The sequence below is a fragment of the Sulfitobacter sp. CW3 genome, from assembly GCF_019392245.1.
In the GTDB taxonomy this organism is placed as follows: Bacteria; Pseudomonadota; Alphaproteobacteria; order Rhodobacterales; family Rhodobacteraceae; genus Sulfitobacter.
In genome coordinates this window covers 22,048-46,394 of record NZ_JAHXRL010000001.1, presented here as the reverse complement: position 1 = coordinate 46,394, position 24,347 = coordinate 22,048, and the positions used below count along the sequence as shown (strand labels likewise).

Sequence of the window (24,347 nt, the reverse complement as noted above, 5' to 3'; positions counted from 1 at the left end):
CTCCGGATCAGATTAGCGTCTGATGTTAAGACCCGCGCAGACCAAGTAAAGCGGCGCAGGGTCAAGTTTGCGTGTTATTCAGGACGTCGCGGCGATCACGCAGGTCGCCGTTTGCGCGTCATAAACGCTGCCTTCGGCGCAAGACATCGCATGTTGTTGCGACCCGCACTCGGCAAAACCAACCGCAGGAATTGCCGCAAGGGCCAATGCAGAAAGTGCAATTCTAAGTTTCATCATACTACTCCTTTGAGATGCATCAAAATCGTACAACGACTTTGTGCATTCTCAAAGGAATATCGCAGATCACGGTAGCCGGTCCATTAACCGGCTAAAGTTTCAATCTTTAAAGACGCGGGCAAAGATCGTGTCGACGTGTTTGGTGTGGTAGCCAAGGTCGAACTTCTCTTCGATTTCCTCGACGCTCAGCGCCTTTAGAACTTCGGGGTCGGCAAGCAATTCGGTTTTGAAATCCTTGCCCTCTTCCCAGACCTTCATCGCATTGCGCTGCACCAGCTTATAGCTGTCTTCGCGGCTGACGCCTGCCTGTGTCAATGCCAGCAAAACCCGCTGAGACATCACCAAACCACTGAATTTATTCATGTTGGCCAACATGTTGTCAGGATAGATCAACATCTTGTCGATCACACCGGTCAAACGGTGAAGCGCGAAATCAAGGGTAATAGTCGTGTCAGGACCGATCGCACGCTCGACCGAGGAGTGCGAGATATCACGCTCGTGCCACAGGGTGACGTTTTCCATCGCAGGGATCACAGCCATACGGATAGTGCGCGCCAGACCGGTTAGGTTTTCGGTCAACACAGGGTTCTTTTTATGCGGCATCGCCGAGGAGCCCTTTTGACCCGCCGAGAAGAATTCAGCACCCTCAAGGACTTCAGTGCGCTGCATGTGGCGGACTTCGGTGGCGACGTTTTCGATGGAGCTGGCAACAACACCAAGGGCGGCAAAGAACGCCGCATGACGGTCGCGCGGGATCACTTGGGTGCTGATCGGCTCGGGTGTCAGGCCCAGCTGTTCGCAGACGTGCTCTTCTACGCGGGGATCGATGTTGGCGAATGTACCGACAGCGCCCGAAATCGCACCGGTGGCGATTTCTTCACGGGCGGTTTTCAGGCGAGTCAGGTTGCGGTCCATCTCGGCATAGAAACGCGCAAAGGTCAGACCCATTGTGGTCGGTTCAGCGTGGATGCCGTGGCTACGACCCACACGCAACGTGTCTTTATGTTCAATCGCGCGACGCTTGAGCGCGGCCAACAGCAGCCCCATATCCGCGATCAGGATGTCGGCAGCCCGGGTCAGCTGAACGTTAAAACAAGTGTCGAGCACATCCGAGGATGTCATGCCCTGATGCACAAAACGTGCCTCGTCGCTGCCAACATGTTCGGCCAGGTGGGTCAGGAACGCGATGACGTCATGCTTGGTGACCGCTTCGATTTCGTCGATACGGGCCACGTCGAATTCAACATCTTTGGCTTTCCAGACCGCATCGGCATTCGCCTGAGGGATCACGCCCAGCTTGGCCATCGCATCACAGGCATGTGCCTCGATCTCGAACCAGATGCGGAACTTGGTTTCGGGGGACCAGATTGCGACCATCTCGGGGCGGGAATAACGGGGAATCATGTGGTGATACCTTTATCTAGGGGCGTGAGGGTTCGGGCGCGGCATAGACCGCAAAGGGCTAAAGAACAAGGCTCAACAGGGGTTTGAGGGTAGCAGGTGCTGCGTGTGGCGCGAGGGCGGGATGCCTCCGGCGGGAGTTTATTGGGCAAAATGAAAGGGAACGCCGCGTTCCTTCATTTACGGGCTGGCAGTTTCGCAAGGGTCCGGTTTAGGTGTAGGGGATTGAAAACAGGTCATCTTTGAGGAGCGGCGCGCGCCATGTCTGATACGTCTCGATTGAACCAAGCCACCATTGCTGCACAGGCTGCCGGTGCCGTTGATCCACAAAGCGGCGGCGTTGTGCCCCCGTTGCAAATGGCCACCACTTATTTACGCGACGCGCAGTATCAGCCGTTGCGCCCCGATAATATCTACCTGCGCGATCAAAGTGACATCGTGCGCGTTGCCGAGACTGTTTTGGCGCAGCTTGAGGGGGCGGCGGAGACGTTGCTGTTTCCATCTGGCATGGCGGCGATTGCGGCGGCGTTTCGCACGGTGCCAAATGGTGGCTGCGTTTTGGTCCAATCCCAGATTTATTGGGGCACTACCAAGTGGCTGCGCGATTTCTGCACGCGGCGCGGGATTGAACTGCACGAGGTTGAGGCATCGGATGCAGCCGCGTTTGAAGCCGCCTGTGCCGTACATAAGCCGTCGCTGGTGTTGATCGAGACACCGTCGAATCCATGGCTGCGCATCACCGATCTAGAAGCCGCAGCCAAGGCTGTTCATGCCGTTGGCGGGCTGCTGATGGTCGACAGTACCGCCGCCACGCCTGTGCTGCAAAAGCCGCTGGCCGCGGGGGCCGACATTGTGATGCATTCTGCCACCAAGGGCATTAACGGCCATTCGGATGTTTTGGCGGGCGTGCTGGCGACCAACGACACAGAGGCGCAAATCTGGACCGACATCAAAGCCGACCGTCACGATGCTGGCGCGGTCATCGGGCCGTTCGAGGCCTGGTTGTTGGTGCGCGGTATGCGGACCCTGCCCTTGCGCATGCGTGAAATGTCGCGCAACGCCCAAGCGCTGGCGGAATTTCTGGACCAACATGATCAGGTCGAAGCCGTGCTGTATCCCGGCCTGCCCGCCCACCCCGGGCATGACATCGCCACACGCCAGATGAACGGTGGTTTTGGGCCGCTGCTGTCGTTCATCGTAAAAGGCGGGGCCGACGCCGCGTTGGCCGTCGCCGGAAAGCTGGCGCTGTTTCACCGTGCGACTTCGCTTGGTGGGGTAGAAAGCCTGGTCGAGCATCGCCACACGATCGAGCCGCATACAGGCATTCCCGAAGGCCTACTGCGTGTCTCGGTCGGGATCGAGGATGTGGAGGATTTGAAGGCGGATCTTATTCAGGCCTTGGCCGTCTAGGACGCGTAGTTAGGTGCAACCCGGTGAGAGCGCGGGGGTATTTGGTCAATCGCCAATACCCTCGCCGCGTGCATCACCGGACCATTGATTGCAAATTTCCGCCCGCTGCCTTTAAAGTGGCCGCGCAGGCAGAGGTCACCGCTTTTGCAGGCAGCTTTGCGCAGACAGAACCATAGGGCCAACAATGAACACGACGAGCGAAATGCCCAGTTTTCTGGGGCGGCGGCGACTTTTGGCGGGGTTCGGCGCAACAGCGGCCTTGGGGGCCTGCGCCGGCACAGCGCAACATAGCCCGACCAAGCGGCCCCCCGTTGACCACGATCCATTGGCGCGGTTTCGATTGTTCGCGGATGCCAGCCAGCAAAAATGGCGCGGCCATCTGGCAGCCCCCACGACAGGACGCAAGCTGCGCGTTTTGGCGCTGTCCAGCGGCGGCGAGGAAGGGGCATTCGGAGCCGGTGCGCTGGTCGGTTGGTCGGCCACTGGGACGCGGCCCGAATTTGATATCGTAACCGGTATTTCGATTGGTGCCCTTATCGCGCCCTTTGCGTTTATTGGCAGTGCGGTCGACGATAATCTGCAACGCATATTTACAGATTTCGGCACCGAGGACATCGTAAAGTTCAGCCCTTTTAACGGGCTTTTCCGTCAGGCGCTTTTTGACACGACGAAACTTGACCAGTTGATCACACGGTCCACCCCGTCCGAATTCATCGATCGCATTGCGGCGCGGCACGCAGCGGGCGCGCGGCTGTTCATTGTCACCTCGGAGCTGGAGACCGCGCGCGCGTCGGTTTGGGATATGGGCGAAATCGCACATGCGCGCGAATATGATCTGTTTCGCGCGATCATGCGGGCCTCGGCGGCGCTGCCGGGGTTGTTTTCGCCGGTCGATCTGAAATTCACGGCAAATGGTGTGACCTATAGCGAAACCCATGTGGATGGCGGCGTTCACATGCAGTTCCTTGCCATTCCCGCATTTGCCTTTACCGCGCGCCATCGTGAATTCCCCGATGGAGAGATCTATCTGCTGATTAACAACACACTTGATCCCGTCCCCGTCGCTGTTGCGCGCAATCCTCTGGCGATCTCGCAGCAGGCGCTAACGACATTTGCACGGGCCAGCGCCCTGTCATTGATGAACGCTACCAGCCTGTTTGCCCGCGCCAACGGGTTGGATTTGTACGTCACATCAATTGATCCGAAATCCGGGCTCGTCTTTGACCCTTCCGACCGGTTTTCGCTGCCTTACATGACAGAGCTCTTTGAATACGGGCTTGGGCGCGGGAAAAGTGGTACGCTTTGGTCGCCCGGGTGATCCCGCGCAGGGCAATTCCTGAATAAAACCAGATGCCCTACCCCAGCGCCGACACAACTGCCCTTAGGTAAAGTTACGGTGCGTCAATTGGAGATCGTAGCGCTTTAATCGGCGTTGCGGCTGTTGCCAGCCTTAAATCCCCCCTCCTAACCTGATGATGCCCGCATAACGGGCAATAACATCTGGGAGGAGTTATTATGAAACGATTGAAATCAAGCCTGTCGGTCGGGGCAATTGCGATTGCTGCGGCATTGGCCAGTGTCACGGGGTCTTGGGCCCAGGATTTGCCACGCGGCGACGCCAAGGAACTGGGGTTTGACCCCGCGCGGCTGGCACGGATGGACGCGACATTCGGGGCATTGATCAACAAAGGCATGACGCCCGGTGCCGTGATTATGGTGATCCGTGACGGTCAGGTCGCACATTTATCGGCTATGGGCAAACGCACCCCCGATGGTGAACCGATGACCGAAGACAGTATTTTTCGTATCTATTCGATGACCAAACCCATCACATCGGTCGCCGCGATGATGCTGGTCGAGGAAGGTCGGTTGATCCTGAACGCGCCGGTGGCGACCTATCTGCCCGCGTTTAAAAACATGACCGTGGTGACCGGCGAAAAAGACGCCGACGGCAACGCGGTGACGCGCCCCGCCAAGGGAGCGATGACGGTACAGGATTTGATGCGCCACACATCGGGCCTGACCTATGGTTTTTTCGGGGCCGGCCCCGCCCGCGAGGCATATAAAGCCGCCGAAGTTGCCAGCCCGGAAAACACCGGCATCGAGCAGGCGAACCTGCTGGCCAGCCTGCCCTTGGAACATGATCCCGGCACCGTTTGGGAATATTCCCGCGCCACGGATGTTTTGGGCGCGGTGGTCGAAGTGGTTTCAGGTCAAACCCTTGAGGCCTTTATGACAGACCGGATTTTCGATCCGTTGGGCATGACCGATACAGCGTTCTATGTGGATGACGCGGCTGACTTTGACCGCATCGCAGAGCCCTTTGCCGATCAGGGGATGCTGGGCGGGAGCCCCCTGTTCGATCCGCGTGTGCGCAAACCCAACCAATCGGGCGGCGGCGGGCTGATGTCCACCGCGCAGGACTATGCCAAGTTCGCGCAGATGATGCTGAACGGAGGCGAGCTTAACGGCACGCGGCTTTTATCGCCGAAAACGGTGCAGCTAATGACCTCGGACCATTTGAAAGGGATCAAACCGGGCAAATACTATCTGCCCGGTGCGGGATATGGGTTCGGCCTTGGCTATGCGGTACGTCTTGAGGATGGCAATGCACCGTCCTTTGGCACAGCGGGTGAATTCAACTGGGGCGGCGCGGCAGGCACGGGCTATTATACCGACCCAAAGGAAGACATGATCGCGCTTTTGATGATCCAGTCCCCTGCCAACCGCGGACCGCTCCGGTTGATTTTCCGCAACTTGCTTTATCCGACGATCGCAGACAGTCGCGCCGACGATTGAACCAAACAACGCAAATGCCCCGGTCCGCGATGATCGGGGCATTCCCCCACTGTGCCGCAATGCCGGATGCGTTGCGTCTATGGTGCAGATCAATCGCCCCCAAACCGTCATGAAACATTCACATTCAAACATCATAAATCGGTTGACTCGCCTCTCATATTTTAAATATTCATGAAATATGGAAACAGTACTCACCAACCGTCTCTCGACGCTTAGTCATCCGCAACGGATGGCGGTTTTTCGTTTGCTCATGCGGCGCTATCCCGACGCGCTGCCAGCAGGTGAAATCGCCCAAGCATTGACCCTTAAATCCAGCACGGCTTCCGTATATCTCGCCGCACTGACGCAAGCGGGCATGATTTCTCAGCGGCGCGATGGAACGCGGCTGCTGTATACCGTGAACCTTGATGCAACCCGCGATGTCGTCTCGGACCTGTTTCTTGATTGCTGCCGTGGTCGGGCCGATCTGTGCCCGCCCCAATTTTCTGACCTCCTCAGGAGCATCTCTCCCATGTCTGATCAAAAGTATAACGTCTTGTTCGTGTGCACCGGCAACTCTGCCCGGTCGATCTTTGCCGAGACCATTCTGCGCGACCTGGCCGGTGACAAATTCACCGCTTTTTCCGCAGGCACGACACACCGGTCCGAACTGAACCCGTTTGCGGTAGAAATGCTGGAATCCAAGGGGCATGATGTTTCGCTGCTTAGATCCAAGAACGTGAGCGAATTCCAAGGGGCGGATGCGCCGAAAATGGATTTCGTCTTTACCGTTTGTGACCGTGCGGCGAACGAGGAATGCCCGACATGGCCCGGCCAGCCCGTGTCAGGCCACTGGGGTTTGCCCGACCCGGTCAAAGCCCAAGGGACGGACGCCGAAAAGCGCCTTGCCTTTCACCAGACCTATGGCGCGCTGCGCAACCGGATCAGCGCGTTTACCTCGCTGTCGTTCGAAGCGTTGGACCGCGCGGCCTTGCAAACACATGTCGACGCGATCGGCAAACACACATCCACACAGGAATAAATCATGACAACTTATGCACTTAACGGCCTAGGCCGGATGGGTAAACTTGCCCTGCGCCCCCTGCTGGAACGCGGTGCCAAGATCGCTTTTATCAACGACGCGGTGGGCGACCCGGCCATGCACGCCCATCTGCTGGAATTTGATTCCGTCCACGGGCGCTGGCCCGCCAAGTTCGAGGCCGATGACACTTCGATCAGCATCGACGGCACGCGCATTCCCGTGACCAGCACCCGCAATCTGGAAGATCTGCCATTGAACGGCGTTGATGTGGTGATCGACTGCACCGGCGCGTTCAAGACCGAGGCCAAGCTGGCCCCGTACTTTGCCGCTGGCGTGAAAAAGGTCATCGTATCGGCCCCGGTCAAGGATGGCCCTACGGCCAATATCGTTTATGGCGTCAATGACGATATCTATGACGCAGACGCACATCACATCGTAACCGCAGCCAGCTGTACAACGAACTGTCTGGCCCCAGTGGTCAAGGTTCTGCTTGAGGGGATCGGCATCAAACACGGGTCGATCACGACCATCCATGATGTGACCAACACCCAGACAATCGTGGACCGGCCGGCCAAGGACATGCGCCGCGCGCGGTCGGCCTTGACCAATCTGATCCCCACCACGACCGGATCGGCGACGGCCATCACATTGATCTATCCTGAACTGACCGGAAAGCTGAACGGCCACGCTGTGCGCGTGCCGCTGTTGAACGCATCCATCACCGATTGCGTATTCGAGATGGCCCGCGAAACCACCGTCGAGGAGGTCAACGCCCTGTTCGAGGCCGCAGCCAGTGGCCCACTCAAAGGCATCTTGGGCTATGAAACACGGCCTTTGGTGTCGTCGGATTACACCAATGACACCCGTAGCAGCATCATCGATGCGCCATCAACCATGGTGGTGAACGGCACGCAGGTGAAAATCTATGCGTGGTATGACAATGAATATGGCTATGCTTACCGGCTGGTCGATGTGGCCTTGATGGTGGGTGACAAGCTGTGACACGTCCGGCGGGTTTTGCAGCCTATATGACGGTGACGGCGGCCTATTGGGCGTTCATGCTGACCGATGGTGCCCTGCGCATGTTGGTGTTGCTGCATTTTCACACGCTGGGCTTTTCGCCGGTGCAACTCGCCTATCTGTTTGTTCTCTACGAGATAGCAGGCGTGGTGACCAACCTGTCGGCGGGGTGGATTGCCGCGCGGTTCGGGCTGCCCTCGACGCTTTATGCGGGGCTTGCCTTGCAGGTCGTCGCATTGCTGGCACTGGCGCAGCTTGATCCTGCGTGGGGCATCACGGCCTCTGTGGTTTTTGTCATGCTGGTCCAAGGTTTGTCCGGCGTCGCAAAAGACCTGGCCAAGATGAGCTCCAAAAGTGCTGTGAAAATTCTGGCACCGACGGACGGTGGCGGATTGTTTCGCTGGGTGGCGCTGCTGACCGGATCAAAGAACGCCGTAAAGGGCTGCGGGTTTTTGTTGGGTGCGGCACTGTTGGCGGTCCTTGGGTTTGTGCCATCGGTCCTGACAATGGCCGCGATCCTGTTCATCATCCTGATCGGGGTGGTGATTGGCATGCCAACGGGCCTTCCCGTCGGGCGCAAAGACGCAAAATTCTCCGAGGTTTTCTCAAAGAACCGCAACATCAACTGGCTCAGCGCTGCACGGCTGTTTCTGTTCGGCGCACGCGATGTGTGGTTTGTGGTGGGCATCCCGATCTATTTCTACGCAGTGTTGTCTGACGGATCAGAGGCCGGAAACCGCGCCGCGTTCTTTATGATCGGATCGTTCATGGCGGTTTGGACCATCCTGTATGGCGTCGTGCAGGGCTGGGCCCCACGCATCCTTCGCGCCGCCTCCCGCAGTGATGCAGAAATTTTGACGCAGGCCAGAATATGGGTGGCTGTTTTGATGGTCGTCCCGGCCTTGCTCGCCACTGCGGTCTGGCTCGCACCTGCGCCGTCCACCCCGCTCACGGTGACGATCATCTTGGGGCTTTTGGTGTTTGGCGGGATATTCGCGGTCAATTCGGCGCTACATTCCTTTTTGATCCTCAGCTTTACGGATGCGAAACGGGTGACAATGGATGTCGGGTTTTACTATATGTCCAATGCGGCAGGCCGGTTGGTTGGTACCCTGCTTTCGGGGTTCACCTATCAGATAGGCGGGCTGCCCCTGTGCCTTGGCACGGCTGCCGGCATGATCTTTTTTAGCTGGCTCGCCACATCGCAGCTTAGCAACAAGACCGCGACAGCGGTTCCTTCATAACCCCGATACAAAAGAAAAAGCGAAGCCCACCGGCTCCGCTTTTCCCATTTAAGCTTCCAGAAAACTTAGCCGCTGATGCTCTTGGCCGAGGCCATACCGGGCGCTTTGGATACGCCGCCGATCTTTTCACGAACAGCTAATTCGATGCGGTCCCCGATCTCTTGATCCACATTGCGCCAGTATTCAAACGCGCGCAGCAGAACCTTTTCGCTGACCCCGTCGGCCAGATGGCCAGCGACGTTTCCGACAAAACGTGTCCGCGCGTCGTCGTCCATCACCTCGCGCACCAGAATACCCGCTTGGGTCCAGTCGTCGTCCTTGGGGCGCAAAGTGTACGCCTGACGCACCATGTCCCCGTCTGCGTGCCACAAGCCAGCCTCGCCGCCCGGCTCGGGTTGTGCAGCAGGGCCGCCATAGGAATTCGGCGCATAGACCGGATCGGACACAGGAACGGTCCGCCCTGCCCCGTCTTTGGAATAGCTGTGAACCGGCGATTTCGGCGTGTTCACCGGGATCTGTTTATAGTTCACACCCAAACGGGCGCGATGGGCATCCGCATAGGAAAATCCGCGCGCCAGCAGCATTTTGTCGGGCGATAGACCAACCCCCGGCACCATATTATTTGGCTCGAACGCCAGCTGTTCAATCTGCGTGTGGAAGTCAGTCGGGTTTTGGTTCAACGTCAGTGTACCGACCTCGATCAGCGGGTAATCATCATGCGGCCAAACCTTGGTCAGATCAAACGGGTTGATGTCATAGGTCTTGGCGTCTTCATACGGCATGATCTGCCATTTGAGCGTCCAGCTGGGATTATTCCCGTCGCTGATTGCATCGAAAAGATCGCGGCGGTGGTAATCACCATCCATACCCGCCAATTTGTCGGCCTCATCCTGACTTAGATACGCATTGCCGTCGCCTTGGTCTGTGTGAAAATGGAACTTCACCCAAAACTTTTCACCCTCGGCATTGATCAGCGAATAGGTGTGGCTGGAATAGCCGTTCATCTCGCGCCATGTTTTGGGAATACCACGATCCCCCATCAAATAGGTCACCTGATGGGCGCTTTCTGGGGACAAGGTCCAGAAATCCCACTGCATGTCATGGTCGCGCATGTTGTTATCCGCACGGCGCTTTTGGCTGCGGATAAAGTGCTGGAACTTCATCGGATCGCGAATAAAGAAGATCGGCGTGTTGTTCCCGACCATGTCGAAATTGCCGTCTTCGGTGTACATTTTTACGGAAAAACCACGGGGGTCACGCCATGTGTCGGGGCTGCCGCGTTCACCCGCAACGGTCGAAAAACGCATTGCCACGTCACATTTTGCGCCGGGCTGGAAAATCTTGGCTTTGGTATATTGCGACACATCCTGTGTCGTCTCAAAGGTGCCGAACGCGCCGGAGCCTTTGGCGTGGGGTTGCCGCTCGGGAATACGTTCGCGGTTGAAATTCGCCATCTGTTCAAGAAGATAGTGATCGTTCAGCACGATCGGGCCATCGGGGCCAACGGTCAGCGAATGCTCATCACTTTGCACTCTGATACCGGCGTCGGTTGTTGTGGGGGGAACATCTTTTTTCTGTGTCATCGTCACTCTCCAAAGCTTGCCTATTTGGAAAACCCGTTAGAGTGCGAAAAGTTCCTTGGCAGTATCCCACCAATGGTCCGGCATAGGTTGATCAGATCAGATAAATGCAAAGGCCAGAGGCAATCATACCTCTGGCCTTTTCGCACCGTTTTGATCGCTGGCGTTCATCGATGCAGCAATCGCAACGGCTCTGCTTTTTTCAGTCCGCGGGAAGAATACTGCCTACGTGCGGCCCTTCCATGGCACCAGCCAATCCTCTGCTTTGCGCATCAGAATGTCGATGCTAAAGCCGATTACGCCGATCAGGATAATCCCCATGAGAACGACATCGGTCAGCTGGAAACGGCTGGCGACCATGATCATCATGCCTGCCCCCTTTTCGGCGGCAACCAGTTCGGCCGCGACCACAGTTCCCCAACAGACACCCATAGCTACCCGCGCGCCGGTGAAAATTTCAGGCAGCGAATTCGGCACGATGACGTATCGCAGAACTTGCCAGCGGCTCGCGCCCAGCGAATAGGCCGCATGCACCTTGGAGATCGCCACCCCCGACACGCCTGCACGCGCCGAGATTGCCATGATCCACAGTGCCGCCAGAAACAGCAGGATAATCTTGCCGCTTTCCCCGATTCCGGCCCAGATGATGACCAGCGGGATCAGCGCAAGCGGAGGCACCGGACGCATGAATTCCACGATCGGGTCGAACCAGCCGCGGAACCAACCGCTGAGGCCCATGGCATAGCCAAGTGGAATGCCGACGATAGCGCCACAAAGAAAGCCCACGATGACACGGAACAGCGACCAATAAAGATGCTCCCAAAGGGTAAAGTTCTGATATCCCCGCACCGAGATTTCCTTGACCCGGGCCACCACGGCTTCGGGCGAAGGAAGCCAGATCGGTTCCATCTGCATACCCGGATCGGGCACAAAATTAAGCGAGCCTTTTGACGTGACCGCCACGGTACCGTTGGCAACCTCGATACGGCTGCCCGGCGATACGGGCTGGCCGTCGATCGCGACAACCTTGGCACCGTCTTTGCGGGTAAATTCGTCGTTCTTGTCCATCAACAACAGATCAGAACGCCACGCTGCAAGGGCGATGGAATCGTCTTTGGCGAAACCGTCTCCGGGTGCCACGTCCTGCGGGTCGCCCTTCTCTCCGGCGGGAAAGACACGGGCATGGACGGTGGCATCGTCGCGCGCGCCATCAGGTGCTTCCATTGTATAGGTAAACTGCGTGTCCCCGACGAACGGACCCGGCGCATGAAACGGCACCCAATCCGATCCGGTAAATGCCCCCCAGAGGCAGAACAGCGTGAGTACCGACAAGAAACTGGCCCATCTGTCGGGGCGCACGGCGCTCTCGTCTCCGAAGGTCACAGTCTTGAGCGAGGTGAAATCGCGGCGTACCCTGATCTTGCTTATTACGAAACGCACGACAATGAATGCCGCGCAGAAGATGGCGATATAGATGGCGAGAACAATCATGCTTTTGCCTCCTCGGTGCGGCCCATAATCTCTTCTTCCATGTCCCAGATCATAGACAGGATTTCTTCGCGTTTTTCACCAAATTCCGGGTCGCGTTTTACGACGCGCAGGTCCTTGCCCACGCCTGCCGCTGCAAAAGGAAGACGGTATTCTTTGTGGATGCGCCCCGGTCGCGGTGCCATCACCAAAAGCCGCTGCCCCAAGAGCAAGGCTTCCTCGACCGAGTGGGTAATCAGGATAATTGTCTTGCCGGTTTCTTTCCACAACTTCAGGACCAGCCCCTGCATTTTTTCGCGGGTCAGCGCATCAAGCGCGCCCAGCGGTTCATCCATGAGGATCACGTCCGGATCGTTCGCAAGGCAGCGGGCCAAGGCCACACGCTGCTGCATACCGCCCGAAAGCTCGTACACCGACTTGTCCTTGAAATCTTGAAGACCCACGACATCAAGCAGGTGATTTACATTGTCCATGTAGTCTTTTTTCTTGCGGCCTGCCATGCGGGGGCCAAAACTGACGTTGTCCCGCACGCTCATCCACTCGAAAAGAGCACCTTGTTGAAAGACCATTCCGCGCTCGGCGCTCGGGCCGGTCACCGCATGACCATTAAGCGTCACGGTCCCCTCGGTCGGGGAAAGAAAACCGGCAAGGATATTGAGAAACGTGGTCTTGCCACAGCCCGAAGGCCCCAAGACGCTCATCAACTCACCGCTTTCTATCTCCAACGAGACGTCCTTGAGCGCCTGCACAAAGCTCCCGTTCGGAAGATCGAACCGCATGGAAAGATTATTGATCGAAAGTTTCGACATACGGCACCACGCACCCTTTAATGTATCAGTGTTTGGAAAACGCGGGCCCGCATCCGTGCGCGCCCGCGTGGTACTTGTCGTTACATTGCGCCGGCTTGTGCCAGCGGGCCTGCGTTGACGTTTTCGGAGTAGTCATCCTTGGCTTCGTCAAAGCTGCCCGCAGCGACGAACACATCCGCGACACCCTTCATGAAGGCCTGCGCACCACCGCCAAGCCATTTCTGGCTAAGCTGATCGTCGACGCTGGGGAATTCAAAGGTCGCCATTGTGGCAGCTGCGGCCTCTTCGTCCATACCCGCATCCTTGGCGATGACGGGCAGCATCTTGTCGGTGTTTTCACCGCTGTTCCACATCTTGTTCGCCTCAGCCGTCACGGCAAGAAATCCAGCCACGACATCAGGGTTTTCAGCGATATAATCGCTAGGCCCCGAGGTCACATCGAAAACGAGGATGCCCAGATCTTCCTTTTCCGCGCCGGTCAACAAGATGTTGCCATGCTCCATCATACGCCGCAAGCTTCCGCCCCAGCCGCAAGCCATGTCAATGGAACCCTGCGCGATCGCCGCGGCACTTTCGGGTGGGGCCATGTTGACGACCTGCATCGATCCGATGTCCACGCCGAAATGGTTCATCTGCACGATAAAGTTGTAATGCGCGGCGGTACCCAGAGGCACGGCGACCTTTTTACCGGCCAGCTCGCTTGCGTTGCTTTTGTCGATCTCAAGCTCTTCGCGCACAACGCAGTTGTCGTTTTCCGAATAGCTGACCGCCACGTCGAGAATTTGCAAATCCTGGCCCGCGCTCGTTGCGACCACGAAAGGCGGCACGCCCTGGCTGACCGACAGTTGCACGTCGCCCGACGCCATTGCCGCGCTCATTGCGGTGCCGGTATCGAAGGCGCGCCATTGGACCTCCATGCCCAGCGCGGCATCGTACATGCCTTCTACTTTAGCGTATTGAAATGGCATCGGCCATTCTTGAAAATAGCCGACAGTAAGCTGTCCTTCTGCGGCCGCACCCTGCGCCGAAATTGCGGCAATAACGCCCGCCAAGATCGACATCCGTTTGATTCCGTTTTTCACTGTTGTGTTACTCCTTGTTGGATTTTGTTTTCTTGCTGTCGAACCCGAAATTATCGGGTTTGGCAAAGCTGCCTTAAAAGCCAGCCGGTGCCTCCTCGATCTTTGCCGAGGTTTGTTGCCGTAAAGCGTGCCGCGTGACGACGGTAGATTTCTGTCGCAGTCGAACCTCCGATAGCCCGATGGGCGCATGGATTCAAAAGTCAGCCATCCAGTGTTTTGCGCGTGTACCCGGCAAAATCGCACTGCGCAGTGGCAGCCGCTTTCGATATCCGAGGCTTCCACGGTTTACAAAAATATCCGACGACAATTTGTTTTGTGGAAGAAATTGAGATTTATATTTCGTATATTTAGAAATAAGGCACCTTCCTCAAACTGGTACAGGAGATCTAGTAATGACTCGTAACTCTACATCTAAAGATCTCAACCTCAAGTGGTTAGAACTGTTTCAGATCTGCGCGCAGAAGGGAACGCTTCAGGCGGCAGCACAGGAATCCGGCCTGACAATCAGCACCGTCTCCTATCATCTTCGCAGCCTAGAGGATCATCTAGGCGTCGCGCTTTTCAACCATTCGCGAAGACCGATGGTGCTAACGCCGAAAGGCACGGCGTTTCTGCGCAACATCGATCAAGCGCTCCATTCGATCCGCAAAGCCAAGGCCGAAGCCTCGGCCGGGACCCTGTCGGACGCCAGTTTCCTGAGGATCGGCACGATCGAGGACTTTGACAGTGATATCACCCCCGAGCTGGCCGTTTTTCTGTCGGCGAGAATGCCCGCTTGCGATTTCATGTATCATACCGATTCCAGCCATTCGGTCATAAAGATGTTGCGCGACCGCCAGCTGGATCTGGGCGTCACGACCGTGCCAAGCGAAAGCATGCGCGACCTGCAAGACCGCCCCTTGCTGCGCGACCCCTTTGTTATTGTTCTTCCGCAGGTCGATGACCGGTCACTGACCGAGATCGTCGAGGGGCGCACGAAACTGCCGTTCCTGCGCTTTTCCAGCAACTTGATGATCGCGCAACAGATTGAATCGCAACTGCGGCGCATCGGCGTGACGCCCGCCAAAAGGTTCGAATGCAGCAGCCATCAAACGCTTATGGCCATGGTCGCCGCAGGTGCCGGATGGACCATCACCACCCCGTTGCATTTCTCGCGCGCGAAGCGGTTTCATTCGAAACTTCGGATGCATCGTTTTCCCGGGAAGACATTTTCGCGCACCTTGGCGATCGTCATCACACCGGATTGCACAAGCTCGCTTGTTGATCTGGTCGACGGCAAGCTGCGCAGCTTGATTCTCGAACACGCCATCGCGCCGCTTCATCAAAGCAATCCGTGGTTGGAGGACAGCTTTACGCTCGTCACCTGAGTACGCGACAGGGTTACGGGCATCTTTAGCTCCGACCTGCACGACCTGCACGACCACGCAGAGCGTCTTCCTAATATCATTACGTCACAAGTATATTTCGATATTTTGACAACTCGAAACTGAATGTTGCGAGAAGGCGGCGATGCGCGCCTTACTTCACACAACAGCTTCGGAGGCGTCTCATGAAATCGCGAACTAAAGTAGTTGTCATCGGCGGCGGTATCGCCGGATGTTCGACACTCTATCATCTCACCCAAGAAGGCTGGAGCGACGTCGTCCTGATCGAGCGCGACGAGTTGACCTCTGGCACGACATGGCATTCCGCCGCACAGGTAACCAACTTTGGCGCGAACCAGACCATGGTGGGCCTCAAGAGCCATTCTATCGCATTATACAAAAAGCTGCGCGACGATCCCGAGTATCCGGTGGGCTATCACCACGGCGATGGCGGCATCCGGCTGGCCAATACCGAGGCGCAGATGCAAGGCTATCGGCATTTCGCCTCCATGGCGCGGGGTATGGGCGTCACCTACGAGGTCATCGACGCCGAGGAATGCGCACGCCGTCACCCTCTCATTTCCACCGATAACCTGTTGGGCGGTCTTTGGGATGGCGAGGACGGCGATATCGACCCTGCACAGCTGTGTCAGGCCTTGGCCTTTCACGCCCGCAAGGCCGGAGCCGAAGTTTACCGGCAGACCAACGTTACCGCCCTGACCCAGAAGGCCGATGACACGTGGACCGTCGAGACCGACAAAGGCACAATCGACGCCGATATCGTCGTGAACGCCTGCGGCTACCGTGTGAATGAAGTGGGCGCAATGATGGGCGTACACCATCCTGTTGCCTCAATGGAGCATCAGTATTTCGTCACCGAAGACATCCCGGCCATCGTAGAGGCGGGCCACCGGATGCCGCTGCTGCGCTGCCCGATCTCGGACTATTATTCACGGCAGGAAAAGAACGGCCTGTTGGTTGGCTTTTACGAACAGGATTGCCGCACTTGGGGAATGGACGGGATCAGCCCGGGCTTCTCGAATGATCTGTGCCCCGACGATCTGGACCGTGTGATGGACGTGCTGGAAGGCGCGTTCGCGCGGATGCCGGTGCTGGCCGAGGCGGGCATCAAGCGTGTCGTCAACGGCCCGATCACCTATACCATCGACGGCGCGCCGCTGGTCGGCCCGATCCCCGGCAAACGCAACGCATTCTGCATCATCGGTCTGCGCGCGGGCCTTGGCGAAGGCGGCGGGCATGGCTGGCTATTGGCGCAGCAGATCGTACATGGCGAGGCGTGCTATGACACGTGGGTTATCGACCCTCGCCGCTTTACCGGACACGCAAATGTTGAACTGACGGCGCTGAAGGCGATCGAGGATTACCAAAACGAATTCCGCTTCCACTTCCCGCACGAGCATCGCCCCGCAGGAAGGCCCGCAAAAACCACGCCGCTTACGCCGATCTTTGCCGCCGAAGGTGCAGAATTCACCGTCGTGAACGGCTGGGAACGCGTCGATTACATCAAGCCAAGCCCCGATTTCCACCCCACGCTCAGCTTCAATTTCGACGAGGCATTTGACGTGATCGGTGCCGAAATCAAAAACGTGCAAGAGAATGTCGGCCTGTGCGAGGTCAACGGTTTCAACCGGTTCGAAATCACCGGCGCGGATCGCCACGCCTTCCTGGATCGTATGTTCTGCGGCACAGTAACCAAACGCCCGGGCCGCGTCGGCCTTGGGTATTTGCTGAACGATCACGGCATGATCAAGGGCGAAGCAACAATCGCCAACCTGCCCGCCAGTGACCGTGGCCCTGACCGCGTCTGGTACGGCTCCGCCGCGGCAAGCGAATTCCATGACATGGATTGGCTACAGGCGCATCTAACTGATGACGAAGACGTCACTATCCGCAGTTTGACCAATGACCAGACGATCCTTGTCTTGGCAGGGCCCAAGGCGCGTGACGTCCTGTCAGCCTGTTCACGGGGCGATTGGTCCAAGGAAGCCTTCCCTTGGCTTAGTGCGCGCGAATGCTTTATCGGGTTTGCCCCGGCCACCGTGCTTGGCGTCAGTTTCTCGGGCGAGTTAGCCTATGAAATCCACGTCCCGAACGCGTCGCTTTATGCCGCCTATCTGGCATTGCGTAAAGCGGGCGAAGCATACGGGCTCAAGCTGTTCGGTGCGCGTGCGGTCGATTCAATGCGGCTTGAGAAAGGCTTCCTGCACTGGAAAGCCGATCTTTTGACCGAGTTCGATCCGTTCGAGACCGTGCTTGACCGCTTTGTCAAACTTGAGAAGGGCGATTTCACCGGCAAGGACGCATTGCAGCGCCGCAAGGCCGAGGGGCCGCGTAAAAAGCTGGTAACCCTCAAGGTCGAGGCAGACCACGCCCCGGCGCATGGCGGCGCGTCACTGATGCGCGACGGCAAGGTCGTGGGTACCGTGACCTCGGGCGATTGGGGCCACCGGGTGCAGATGAACTTGGCCTATGCCTTTGTCGAACCGGATCTAAGCGCCGAAGGCAGCACCATGCAGATCGACCTTTACGGTGATCTTGTGAATGCCACCGTCATCGCGCCGTCGCCCTATGACCCCGATTACACGCTGATGCGAGGGTGATGTAGCATGACGCGGGTTCAGGTCACTGTTCTGGTCGAAAAGGGGTTCGTTGCGACCGAACTGGCGCTGGTTCAGGATGTCCTGCGCATCGCCACGCGATTGGGTCAGGGTATCGGCTTTGACCTGCGGATCTGCACCACAGCGGAAACCGACCTGATCGAGGCAATGGGCGGGATGATGGTGCGCGCGGCCCCCCTGCCGCTGCACGATACAACACCGTCAGATCACCTGGTCGTGTTGGGCGGTGCCGGCATTCGCGCGCGCTTTCATAAGCTGTTGCCCCGGCTGCGCTGGTCCGAGCGTATGGGTCAGGAAATTCTGTTGATGTCGGATGCCGCATCCGAGTGGCAAAGGCTGAATCCCGATATCGAACAGATCACCACCCATTGGCAGGATCATCAGGTCTGGTCGATGGCGAATTACGAAACGGGCGGCAGTCTGCCGCTTTATACTCGGACGGGCCGCATCACGACGGCTGCGGGTATGGCATCTACCGCCGACGTGATCCTGAGCGAGGTTATCGCGCCGCGTTCCACGTGGCTGGCGCAGTCGGTCGGTAATGTCCTTTTGATGGACCGTATCCGCGATGGTGGGGCCCAACAGCCGCGCAGTGAAAACGATGTCAACGCCCTGCGGCTGGTCAAACTTGAGACGGCAATCGCCGCGATGGAAGAACATCTGGATGATCCGCTGCCCATGGCCGAACTGGCCGTAATCGCGGGCGTGTCGATCCGCCAGTTCGAACGCAAGTTCAAGCTGTTCCTGGGTCAAAGCCCGGCGGCATTCTACCGCCTGCTGCGCCTACGCCGCGCCAGAACCCTGATCGAGCAAACCGCACTGCCGGTCTCTGAAATCTCGGTGGCCTGCGGGTTTGGCACCCCGTCGAACTTCTCCAAACTTTACGCCAGCGTCTTTGGCGTATCCCCGTCACAGCGCCGTGCTCAACTGTCGGCCAAGGCCGCGCCGCGCGGCTCAACCTCGAAATCACAAGGATATCAAAATGCACCTGTCACGCTTTCCCCGCGTTCGCCTCGCCCATCTGTCCACACCGCTGGAGCCGATGAAACGCTTGTCCAAGGAACTGGGCGTTGATCTTTGGATCAAGCGCGATGACTGCACCGGCTTGTCGACAGGTGGCAACAAGACCCGCAAACTAGAATTCCTGATGGCCGAGGCGCTGGAACAAGGTGCCGACATGGTGATGACCCAAGGGGCCACCCAGACCAATCACGGACGCCAGACCGCCGCCGCCGCCGCCAAGCTTGGGCTTGCATGTCATATCCTGTTGGAGGATCGCACCGGCTATGACGACGCGAATTACAACACCAATGGTAACGTCCTGCTGGACCACCTGCACGGTGCGACAACGCAGAAATTCCCCGGTGGCCATGACATGCCCGCCGAAATGGAAAGTGCCGCGGAAAAAATGCGCGCAAAAGGGCACAAGGTCTATGTCATCCCCGGTGGCGGGTCCAACCCGACTGGGGCGCTTGGCTATGTGAACTGCGCCTTCGAGCTGTTGACCCAGTTCAACGATACCGGCCTCAAGGTTGACCGCGTCGTTCATGCGACGGGATCGTCGGGCACACAGGCGGGTCTGGTCACCGGCATGTGCGCAATGAATGCGCAGATCCCTGTGCTGGGCATCGGCACCCGCGCGCCGCAACCCAAGCAGGAACAGATGGTCTATGATCTGGCCTGCAAGACCGCCGAGAAACTGGGTTGCCCCGGCGTTGTCAAACGCGAGGATGTGATGGCCAACACCGATTACGTTGGCGAAGGTTATGGCCTGCCGACCGAAAGCGGCATCGAAGCGATCCGGATGTTCGCCGAGTTTGAGGGCATCCTTTTGGACCCCTGCTATTCCGCCAAGGGGGCGGCTGGCCTGATTGATCTGGCACGCAAGGGTCAGTTCAAAGACGAGCGGGTTGTGTTCCTGCACACTGGTGGCGCTGCGGCCCTTGGCGGATATGATTTCGCCTTTGACAGCAGCGACCGCTGGGTCACGCTCTAACGATGGGTGCCGCCGTGGGACGCAGATTTACAGGGTCTTTCACCCAGCAAGAGCCGATCCCCGCGGTTGCCATTGATGCCGCGGTGGCGGTCCTGCAATCGGGGCGGCTGCACCGCTATAACCTTGCCGCCGACGAGGCAGGTGAGGTCGCCCAGCTTGAGGCCGAGTATCGCGATTGGCAAGGCAGCCGCTATTGCCTTGCGGTGACGTCGGGTGGTCAGGCGCTGCAAATCGCCTTGCGCGCCTGCGGTCTGCGCCCCGGCGATGCTGTGCTGACCAATGGGTTTACGCTGGCTCCGGTACCGGGTGCCATCAGCGCCGTCGGCGGCACCGCGGTTCTGGTCGAGATCGACACAGACCTGCGGCTGGATTTGCAAGACCTCGAGGCCAAGATCGCAAGCTCGGGCGCGCGTTTCGTGTTGCTGTCGCATATGCGCGGTCACCTGTGTGACATGGACGCGCTGATGCGCATCTGTGATGCCGCAAACGTCACCGTGATCGAGGATTGCGCCCACACGATGGGGGCGCGCTGGAACGGCACGCGTTCTGGTAATTTCGGCAAGATGGCCTGCTTTTCGACGCAAACCTACAAGCACATGAATTCGGGCGAAGGTGGTTTTTTGACCACCGACGACGCGGACCTTGCCGCGCGGGCGACGATCCTGTCGGGCAGCTATATGCTCTATGCGCGGCATGGTGCGGGCCCGGCCAGAGCGGCCTTTGCCGACGCACGTTACGAGATGCCCAATTGCTCGGCCCGGATGGACGCGTTGCGCGCTGCCATCCTGCGCCCGCAACTGGCGCAACTGGATGCCAACGTCACGCGCTGGAACGACAGGTATCGCGCCGTCGAGGCCGGTCTAAGCCAGCATCCGCGGATCACCACCATTGCGCTGCCCGCGAACGAGCTTCATGTCGGATCGTCTATCCAGTTCCGGATGCCGGAACTGAGCGCCACCCAATGCCGTGCCGTTGTCGATGCCGCACTGGCACGCGGGGTTGAGCTGAAATGGTTCGGCGCGGGTGAACCGGTCGGATTTACCTCCGCGCATCCAAGCTGGCACTACGTCGCGGCGCAGGAATTGCCCCAAACCGATCGCATCCTTGCCACGCTTTTCGACATGCGCCTGCCGCTCAGTTTCTCTCAGGCGGACTGCGCCCTGATTGCCGACCTGATCTGCGACGCCGCAAACGAGGTGGCACCATGATGCGCAATCTTGTTGGCGTATTGGGCGGCATGGGCCCCGAGGCAACCATCCTGTTGCAGCAGCGTCTACTGGCCACCGTCGTGGCGTATGATGATGCCGATCATATTCCGCTTCTGATCGACATGAACCCGCAGGTGCCGTCGCGCATCGCCCATCTGATCGAAGGCACAGGTATCGACCCCGCCCCTACCCTCGCCCGTATGGCGCAACGGCTTGAGGCCGCGGGCGCGACCGCGCTGGCCATGCCCTGCAATACCGCCCACCATTATGCACCTCAGATTGCGGCAGCCGTGTCTGTGCCGCTGCTCAATATGGTTGATCTGTCGGTCGTCCATGCCGTTCGCTGCGCCCCCGACGCTGCCACTATCGGCATGCTCGCCTCTCCTGCCGTGCAGCGGGCCGGGGTATTCGATGCGGCGTTTCGCGGGGCGAACCTATCGGCCCTTTGGCCCGAGGATGCCGACCGCATGCTGCACGCAATCCGCAGCATCAAGGCCCACGGCCCCACGTCCGAGGCCCGTCAAATCCTCCAAGATGCAGCGCACGAACTGGTGGGCAACGGTGCCGATCTTCTCTTCGTTGCCTGCTCAGAATTTTCGCTGCTTGCCCCAGATTTGCACGCCGCGGTTCCCGTCATCGACACCATCGATGTGCTGGCACGCGCGATACGTGACCACACCCAGATGGAATCGAGTTAACCCCATGGCCATTACCTATCTCAAAACCGCCGATCCCCGCCCTTTGGTCGAAAACAAAGACATCCGCGATATCGTGCACATCATGCTTGCCAATATCGACCGCGAAGGCGAGGCAGCGGTGCGCGACTATGCCCACAAACTGGATGGCTGGACCGGTGACATCGTTCTGTCCGACGAGGCCCGCCGCGCCGCCTGCGCCCGCGTGCCCGAAGACCTCAAGAACGACATCCGTTTTGCACATGCCAACATCCAACGGTTTGCCGAGGCACAGAAAGCCACAATGGGCGAATGCGAGATCGAGGTGATGCCCGGCCTGATCGCCGGTCAAAAGCAAATTCCGGTTTCAAGTGCGGGCTGCTATGTGCCCGGTGGCCGCTATAGCCATATTGCCAGCGCGCTGATGACGATCACAACGGCCAAGGTTGCTGGCGTGCCGCATATTACCGCCGTTTCACCCACGCGCCCCGGCATCGGCATTCCGGATGCCATCGTGTTTGCGATGGATCTGTGCGGCGCTGACCTGATCCTGAACCTTGGCGGCGTGCAGGGGATCGCCGCGATGGCCAAGGGACTTTTCGGCGGCAGGCCCACCGATATCCTTGTCGGGCCCGGCAACAGCTATGTCGCCGAAGCCAAGCGGATGTTGTTCGGCGAAGTCGGGATCGACATGTTCGCAGGGCCGACGGATTCGCTGGTCGTTGCCGATCACACGGCCTCTGCCGTAACAGTCGTGTGGGATCTGATTAGCCAGGCCGAACATGGCATGGACAGCCCCGTCTGGCTGGTAACCACCGACCGTACATTGGCGATGGAGGTGCTTGCCCGTGCCCCTTCGGTGATCGACAGCCTGCCCGAACCGAATGCCACGGCAGCCCGTACCGCGTGGAATGAACGCGCCGAGGTAATCCTGTGTGACACCCGCGAAGAGGCCGCAGTGGTGGCAGACCGCTACGCGCCCGAACATCTGCAAGTGCAAGCTGATGATCTGGACTGGTGGCTGGACCGGCTTTCGGCCTATGGCTCGCTTTTTCTGGGCAAGGAAACCACCGTCGCCTTCGGGGATAAAACCTCAGGGCCGAACCATGTGCTGCCGACCAGCGGTGCCGCGCGCTATACCGGCGGGCTGTCGGTGCATAAGTTCACCAAGACGGTGACATGGCAGCGCTGCAATGCAGCCGCCTCGCACGAGCTGGCCTTGCGGACAGCACGGATCAGCCGGGTCGAGGGCATGGAAGGGCATGCGCGGTCCGCCGAATTGCGGTTGCGGCCCCAGCCCGTCTAAGCCCCCTACCGATCCAATGCACAGGACGATCTGGAAATTCCCAACATCCCCTTAACCGCCGGAGCCTCGTTATCGTTACCTTCATCAAATCCCGGGTCGAGCCGTATTTCGGCGGTCTGCTGCTGGCCACGGTCATCGCGGCCTCTGCTACCTTTATGTCCGAACATTACGGTGCCCCCGTCATGTTGTTCGCACTGCTGATCGGCATCGCCTTTCACTTTCTGTCCGAAGAAGAAAGCTGTGCCAAAGGCATTGATTTTGCAGCGAAAGCGCTGCTGCGCATTGGGGTCGGCCTTTTGGGGCTGCGGTTGGGACTGGCCGAGGTGACGGGCCTCGGGTTTGGCCCCGTCGCGGCGATCATCGGCTTTGTTTTGGCGACGCTCGCGTGTGGGGCGCTGATGTCATACCTGTTCGGGCGGCGACTGGCTTTTGGTATGCTTGCCGGTGGGGCGGTCGCGATTTGCGGTGCCTCTGCCGCACTGGCCATTGCGTCGGTTCTGCCACCGCACAAGGACCGCGAACAGGACACGCTCTTTGTTGTGATCGGCGTCACGGCGCTGTCGACCATCGCGATGATTACATATCCCCTTTTGTTTCAATCACTGGGTTTTAGCGATGTGCAAAGCGGTTTTCTGGTTGGGGCGACGATCCATGATGTCGCGCAGGTCGTCGGCGCGGGCTATTCGATTAGCGACGAGGCCGGCGTCATCGCGACCTACGTCAAAATCCTGCGCGTGGCGCTGTTGCCCGTTGTTATGCTGGTCGTCATGCTAAGCTTCCGCGGCGCACAACAACAACGCCTAAGCGTGCCATGGTTTCTGGTGATGTTCTTGGGCTGCGCTATCGCAGCGAATACAGGCGTCGTGCCTGCCCCGGCTCTGGCGCTGCTTAACGAGGTGTCGCGCTGGTGCCTGGTCATCGCGATCTCGGCGCTTGGGGTGAAAACCAGCCTTGGCCGGATCATCAAGGTAAAGGCAAGTTACAGCCTCATTTTGATCGTCGAAACGCTGTTCCTGCTGACGATCGCGATATTGTATACCATGTATGTCGGCCCCTAGGCGGCCGCGGA

At 58.6% G+C, this 24,347-nt stretch carries 20 protein-coding genes; 14 read left to right on the top strand and 6 right to left on the bottom strand.

What is annotated here, in order from left to right:
* Positions 1-78: 78 nt before the first annotated feature.
* Both KZZ06_RS00190 and purB read right to left on the bottom strand, forming a co-directional pair.
* Positions 79-234, bottom strand: coding sequence for a hypothetical protein (locus KZZ06_RS00190; protein WP_219578021.1), 156 nt, complete (start codon positions 232-234; stop codon positions 79-81).
* Positions 235-336: 102 nt separating this feature from the next.
* Positions 337-1,641: an adenylosuccinate lyase gene (gene purB, locus KZZ06_RS00185; protein ID WP_219578020.1), complete on the bottom strand. Its 1,305-nt coding sequence runs from the start codon at positions 1,639-1,641 to the stop codon at positions 337-339.
* 258 nt (positions 1,642-1,899) lie between these two features.
* On the opposite strand from purB, the gene KZZ06_RS00180 reads away from it, so the two are divergent.
* The 6 genes from KZZ06_RS00180 (at position 1,900) to arsJ (ending at position 9,132) form a co-directional block, all read left to right on the top strand.
* Positions 1,900-3,048, top strand: coding sequence for a PLP-dependent aspartate aminotransferase family protein (locus KZZ06_RS00180; RefSeq protein WP_219578019.1), 1,149 nt, complete (start codon positions 1,900-1,902; stop codon positions 3,046-3,048).
* 184 nt (positions 3,049-3,232) lie between these two features.
* Positions 3,233-4,366 carry a patatin-like phospholipase family protein gene (locus KZZ06_RS00175; protein WP_219578018.1) on the top strand — a complete coding sequence of 378 codons (1,134 nt, stop codon included), beginning with the start codon at positions 3,233-3,235 and terminating at the stop codon, positions 4,364-4,366.
* 197 nt (positions 4,367-4,563) lie between these two features.
* The gene (locus KZZ06_RS00170; protein WP_219578017.1) at positions 4,564-5,847 is read left to right on the top strand and encodes a serine hydrolase; all 1,284 of its coding nucleotides are present in this window, start codon (positions 4,564-4,566) and stop codon (positions 5,845-5,847) included.
* Positions 5,848-6,025: 178 nt separating this feature from the next.
* Positions 6,026-6,868, top strand: a complete 843-nt coding sequence (locus KZZ06_RS00165; protein WP_219578016.1) for a helix-turn-helix domain-containing protein — start codon at positions 6,026-6,028, stop codon at positions 6,866-6,868.
* 3 nt (positions 6,869-6,871) lie between these two features.
* Positions 6,872-7,870 carry an ArsJ-associated glyceraldehyde-3-phosphate dehydrogenase gene (locus KZZ06_RS00160; protein WP_219578015.1) on the top strand — a complete coding sequence of 333 codons (999 nt, stop codon included), beginning with the start codon at positions 6,872-6,874 and terminating at the stop codon, positions 7,868-7,870.
* Positions 7,867-9,132: an organoarsenical effux MFS transporter ArsJ gene (gene arsJ / locus KZZ06_RS00155; protein WP_308339983.1), complete on the top strand. Its 1,266-nt coding sequence runs from the start codon at positions 7,867-7,869 to the stop codon at positions 9,130-9,132. The genes KZZ06_RS00160 and arsJ overlap by 4 nt, the downstream gene beginning before the upstream one ends.
* 65 nt (positions 9,133-9,197) lie before the next feature.
* Here the strand turns inward: arsJ and KZZ06_RS00150 are convergent, their stop codons facing one another.
* The 4 genes from KZZ06_RS00150 to KZZ06_RS00135 all read right to left on the bottom strand — a co-directional run bounded on the left by KZZ06_RS00150 (position 9,198) and on the right by KZZ06_RS00135 (position 14,070).
* Positions 9,198-10,715, bottom strand: a complete 1,518-nt coding sequence (locus KZZ06_RS00150) for a catalase (protein WP_219578014.1) — start codon at positions 10,713-10,715, stop codon at positions 9,198-9,200.
* Positions 10,716-10,937: 222 nt separating this feature from the next.
* Entirely contained in the window at positions 10,938-12,203 is a 1,266-nt protein-coding gene (locus KZZ06_RS00145) for an ABC transporter permease (RefSeq protein WP_219578013.1), read from the bottom strand.
* Positions 12,200-13,009 carry a taurine ABC transporter ATP-binding protein gene (locus tag KZZ06_RS00140; RefSeq protein ID WP_219578012.1) on the bottom strand — a complete coding sequence of 270 codons (810 nt, stop codon included), beginning with the start codon at positions 13,007-13,009 and terminating at the stop codon, positions 12,200-12,202. Before KZZ06_RS00140 ends, KZZ06_RS00145 begins: the two co-directional genes overlap by 4 nt.
* An 80-nt stretch (positions 13,010-13,089) precedes the next feature.
* Positions 13,090-14,070, bottom strand: a complete 981-nt coding sequence (locus KZZ06_RS00135; protein WP_219578610.1) for an ABC transporter substrate-binding protein — start codon at positions 14,068-14,070, stop codon at positions 13,090-13,092.
* 413 nt (positions 14,071-14,483) lie between these two features.
* Between KZZ06_RS00135 and KZZ06_RS00130 the strand changes: the two genes are divergently transcribed.
* From KZZ06_RS00130 to KZZ06_RS00095, 8 genes are all read left to right on the top strand, one after another.
* On the top strand, positions 14,484-15,458 hold the full coding sequence (locus KZZ06_RS00130; protein ID WP_219578011.1) for a LysR family transcriptional regulator: 975 nt from the start codon (positions 14,484-14,486) through the stop codon (positions 15,456-15,458).
* A gap of 182 nt (positions 15,459-15,640) precedes the next feature.
* Positions 15,641-18,076, top strand: coding sequence for an FAD-dependent oxidoreductase (locus tag KZZ06_RS00125; RefSeq protein ID WP_219578010.1), 2,436 nt, complete (start codon positions 15,641-15,643; stop codon positions 18,074-18,076).
* A 6-nt stretch (positions 18,077-18,082) separates the two neighbouring features.
* Complete coding sequence (locus KZZ06_RS00120) at positions 18,083-19,168, top strand: GlxA family transcriptional regulator (protein ID WP_219578009.1); 1,086 nt, start codon at positions 18,083-18,085, stop codon at positions 19,166-19,168.
* Complete coding sequence (locus KZZ06_RS00115) at positions 19,077-20,090, top strand: D-cysteine desulfhydrase (protein ID WP_219578008.1); 1,014 nt, start codon at positions 19,077-19,079, stop codon at positions 20,088-20,090. Before KZZ06_RS00120 ends, KZZ06_RS00115 begins: the two co-directional genes overlap by 92 nt.
* Before the next feature lie 14 nt (positions 20,091-20,104).
* Complete coding sequence (locus KZZ06_RS00110; RefSeq protein ID WP_308339982.1) at positions 20,105-21,298, top strand: aminotransferase class I/II-fold pyridoxal phosphate-dependent enzyme; 1,194 nt, start codon at positions 20,105-20,107, stop codon at positions 21,296-21,298.
* On the top strand, positions 21,295-21,996 hold the full coding sequence (locus KZZ06_RS00105) for an aspartate/glutamate racemase family protein (protein WP_219578006.1): 702 nt from the start codon (positions 21,295-21,297) through the stop codon (positions 21,994-21,996). Before KZZ06_RS00110 ends, KZZ06_RS00105 begins: the two co-directional genes overlap by 4 nt.
* 4 nt (positions 21,997-22,000) lie before the next feature.
* Positions 22,001-23,278, top strand: a complete 1,278-nt coding sequence (gene hisD / locus KZZ06_RS00100; protein ID WP_219578005.1) for a histidinol dehydrogenase — start codon at positions 22,001-22,003, stop codon at positions 23,276-23,278.
* An 11-nt stretch (positions 23,279-23,289) separates the two neighbouring features.
* Positions 23,290-24,336, top strand: coding sequence for a putative sulfate exporter family transporter (locus tag KZZ06_RS00095; protein WP_308339994.1), 1,047 nt, complete (start codon positions 23,290-23,292; stop codon positions 24,334-24,336).
* Positions 24,337-24,347 lie beyond the last annotated feature (11 nt).

Excerpts from the sequence above, each read along its gene's own strand:
- KZZ06_RS00165 (WP_219578016.1), top strand. The coding sequence starts at position 6,026 with ATGGAAACAGTACTCACCAACCGTCTCTCGACGCTTAGTCATCCGCAA.
- KZZ06_RS00180 (WP_219578019.1), top strand. The coding sequence starts at position 1,900 with ATGTCTGATACGTCTCGATTGAACCAAGCCACCATTGCTGCACAGGCT.
- KZZ06_RS00105 (WP_219578006.1), top strand. The coding sequence starts at position 21,295 with ATGATGCGCAATCTTGTTGGCGTATTGGGCGGCATGGGCCCCGAGGCA.
- KZZ06_RS00125 (WP_219578010.1), top strand. The coding sequence starts at position 15,641 with ATGAAATCGCGAACTAAAGTAGTTGTCATCGGCGGCGGTATCGCCGGA.
- KZZ06_RS00145 (WP_219578013.1), bottom strand. The coding sequence starts at position 12,203 with ATGATTGTTCTCGCCATCTATATCGCCATCTTCTGCGCGGCATTCATT.
- purB (WP_219578020.1), bottom strand. The coding sequence starts at position 1,641 with ATGATTCCCCGTTATTCCCGCCCCGAGATGGTCGCAATCTGGTCCCCC.
- KZZ06_RS00170 (WP_219578017.1), top strand. The coding sequence starts at position 4,564 with ATGAAACGATTGAAATCAAGCCTGTCGGTCGGGGCAATTGCGATTGCT.
- KZZ06_RS00150 (WP_219578014.1), bottom strand. The coding sequence starts at position 10,715 with ATGACACAGAAAAAAGATGTTCCCCCCACAACAACCGACGCCGGTATC.
- KZZ06_RS00190 (WP_219578021.1), bottom strand. The coding sequence starts at position 234 with ATGAAACTTAGAATTGCACTTTCTGCATTGGCCCTTGCGGCAATTCCT.
- KZZ06_RS00130 (WP_219578011.1), top strand. The coding sequence starts at position 14,484 with ATGACTCGTAACTCTACATCTAAAGATCTCAACCTCAAGTGGTTAGAA.
- KZZ06_RS00115 (WP_219578008.1), top strand. The coding sequence starts at position 19,077 with ATGCACCTGTCACGCTTTCCCCGCGTTCGCCTCGCCCATCTGTCCACA.
- KZZ06_RS00175 (WP_219578018.1), top strand. The coding sequence starts at position 3,233 with ATGAACACGACGAGCGAAATGCCCAGTTTTCTGGGGCGGCGGCGACTT.
- hisD (WP_219578005.1), top strand. The coding sequence starts at position 22,001 with ATGGCCATTACCTATCTCAAAACCGCCGATCCCCGCCCTTTGGTCGAA.
- KZZ06_RS00160 (WP_219578015.1), top strand. The coding sequence starts at position 6,872 with ATGACAACTTATGCACTTAACGGCCTAGGCCGGATGGGTAAACTTGCC.
- KZZ06_RS00120 (WP_219578009.1), top strand. The coding sequence starts at position 18,083 with ATGACGCGGGTTCAGGTCACTGTTCTGGTCGAAAAGGGGTTCGTTGCG.
- KZZ06_RS00140 (WP_219578012.1), bottom strand. The coding sequence starts at position 13,009 with ATGTCGAAACTTTCGATCAATAATCTTTCCATGCGGTTCGATCTTCCG.
- KZZ06_RS00135 (WP_219578610.1), bottom strand. The coding sequence starts at position 14,070 with ATGTCGATCTTGGCGGGCGTTATTGCCGCAATTTCGGCGCAGGGTGCG.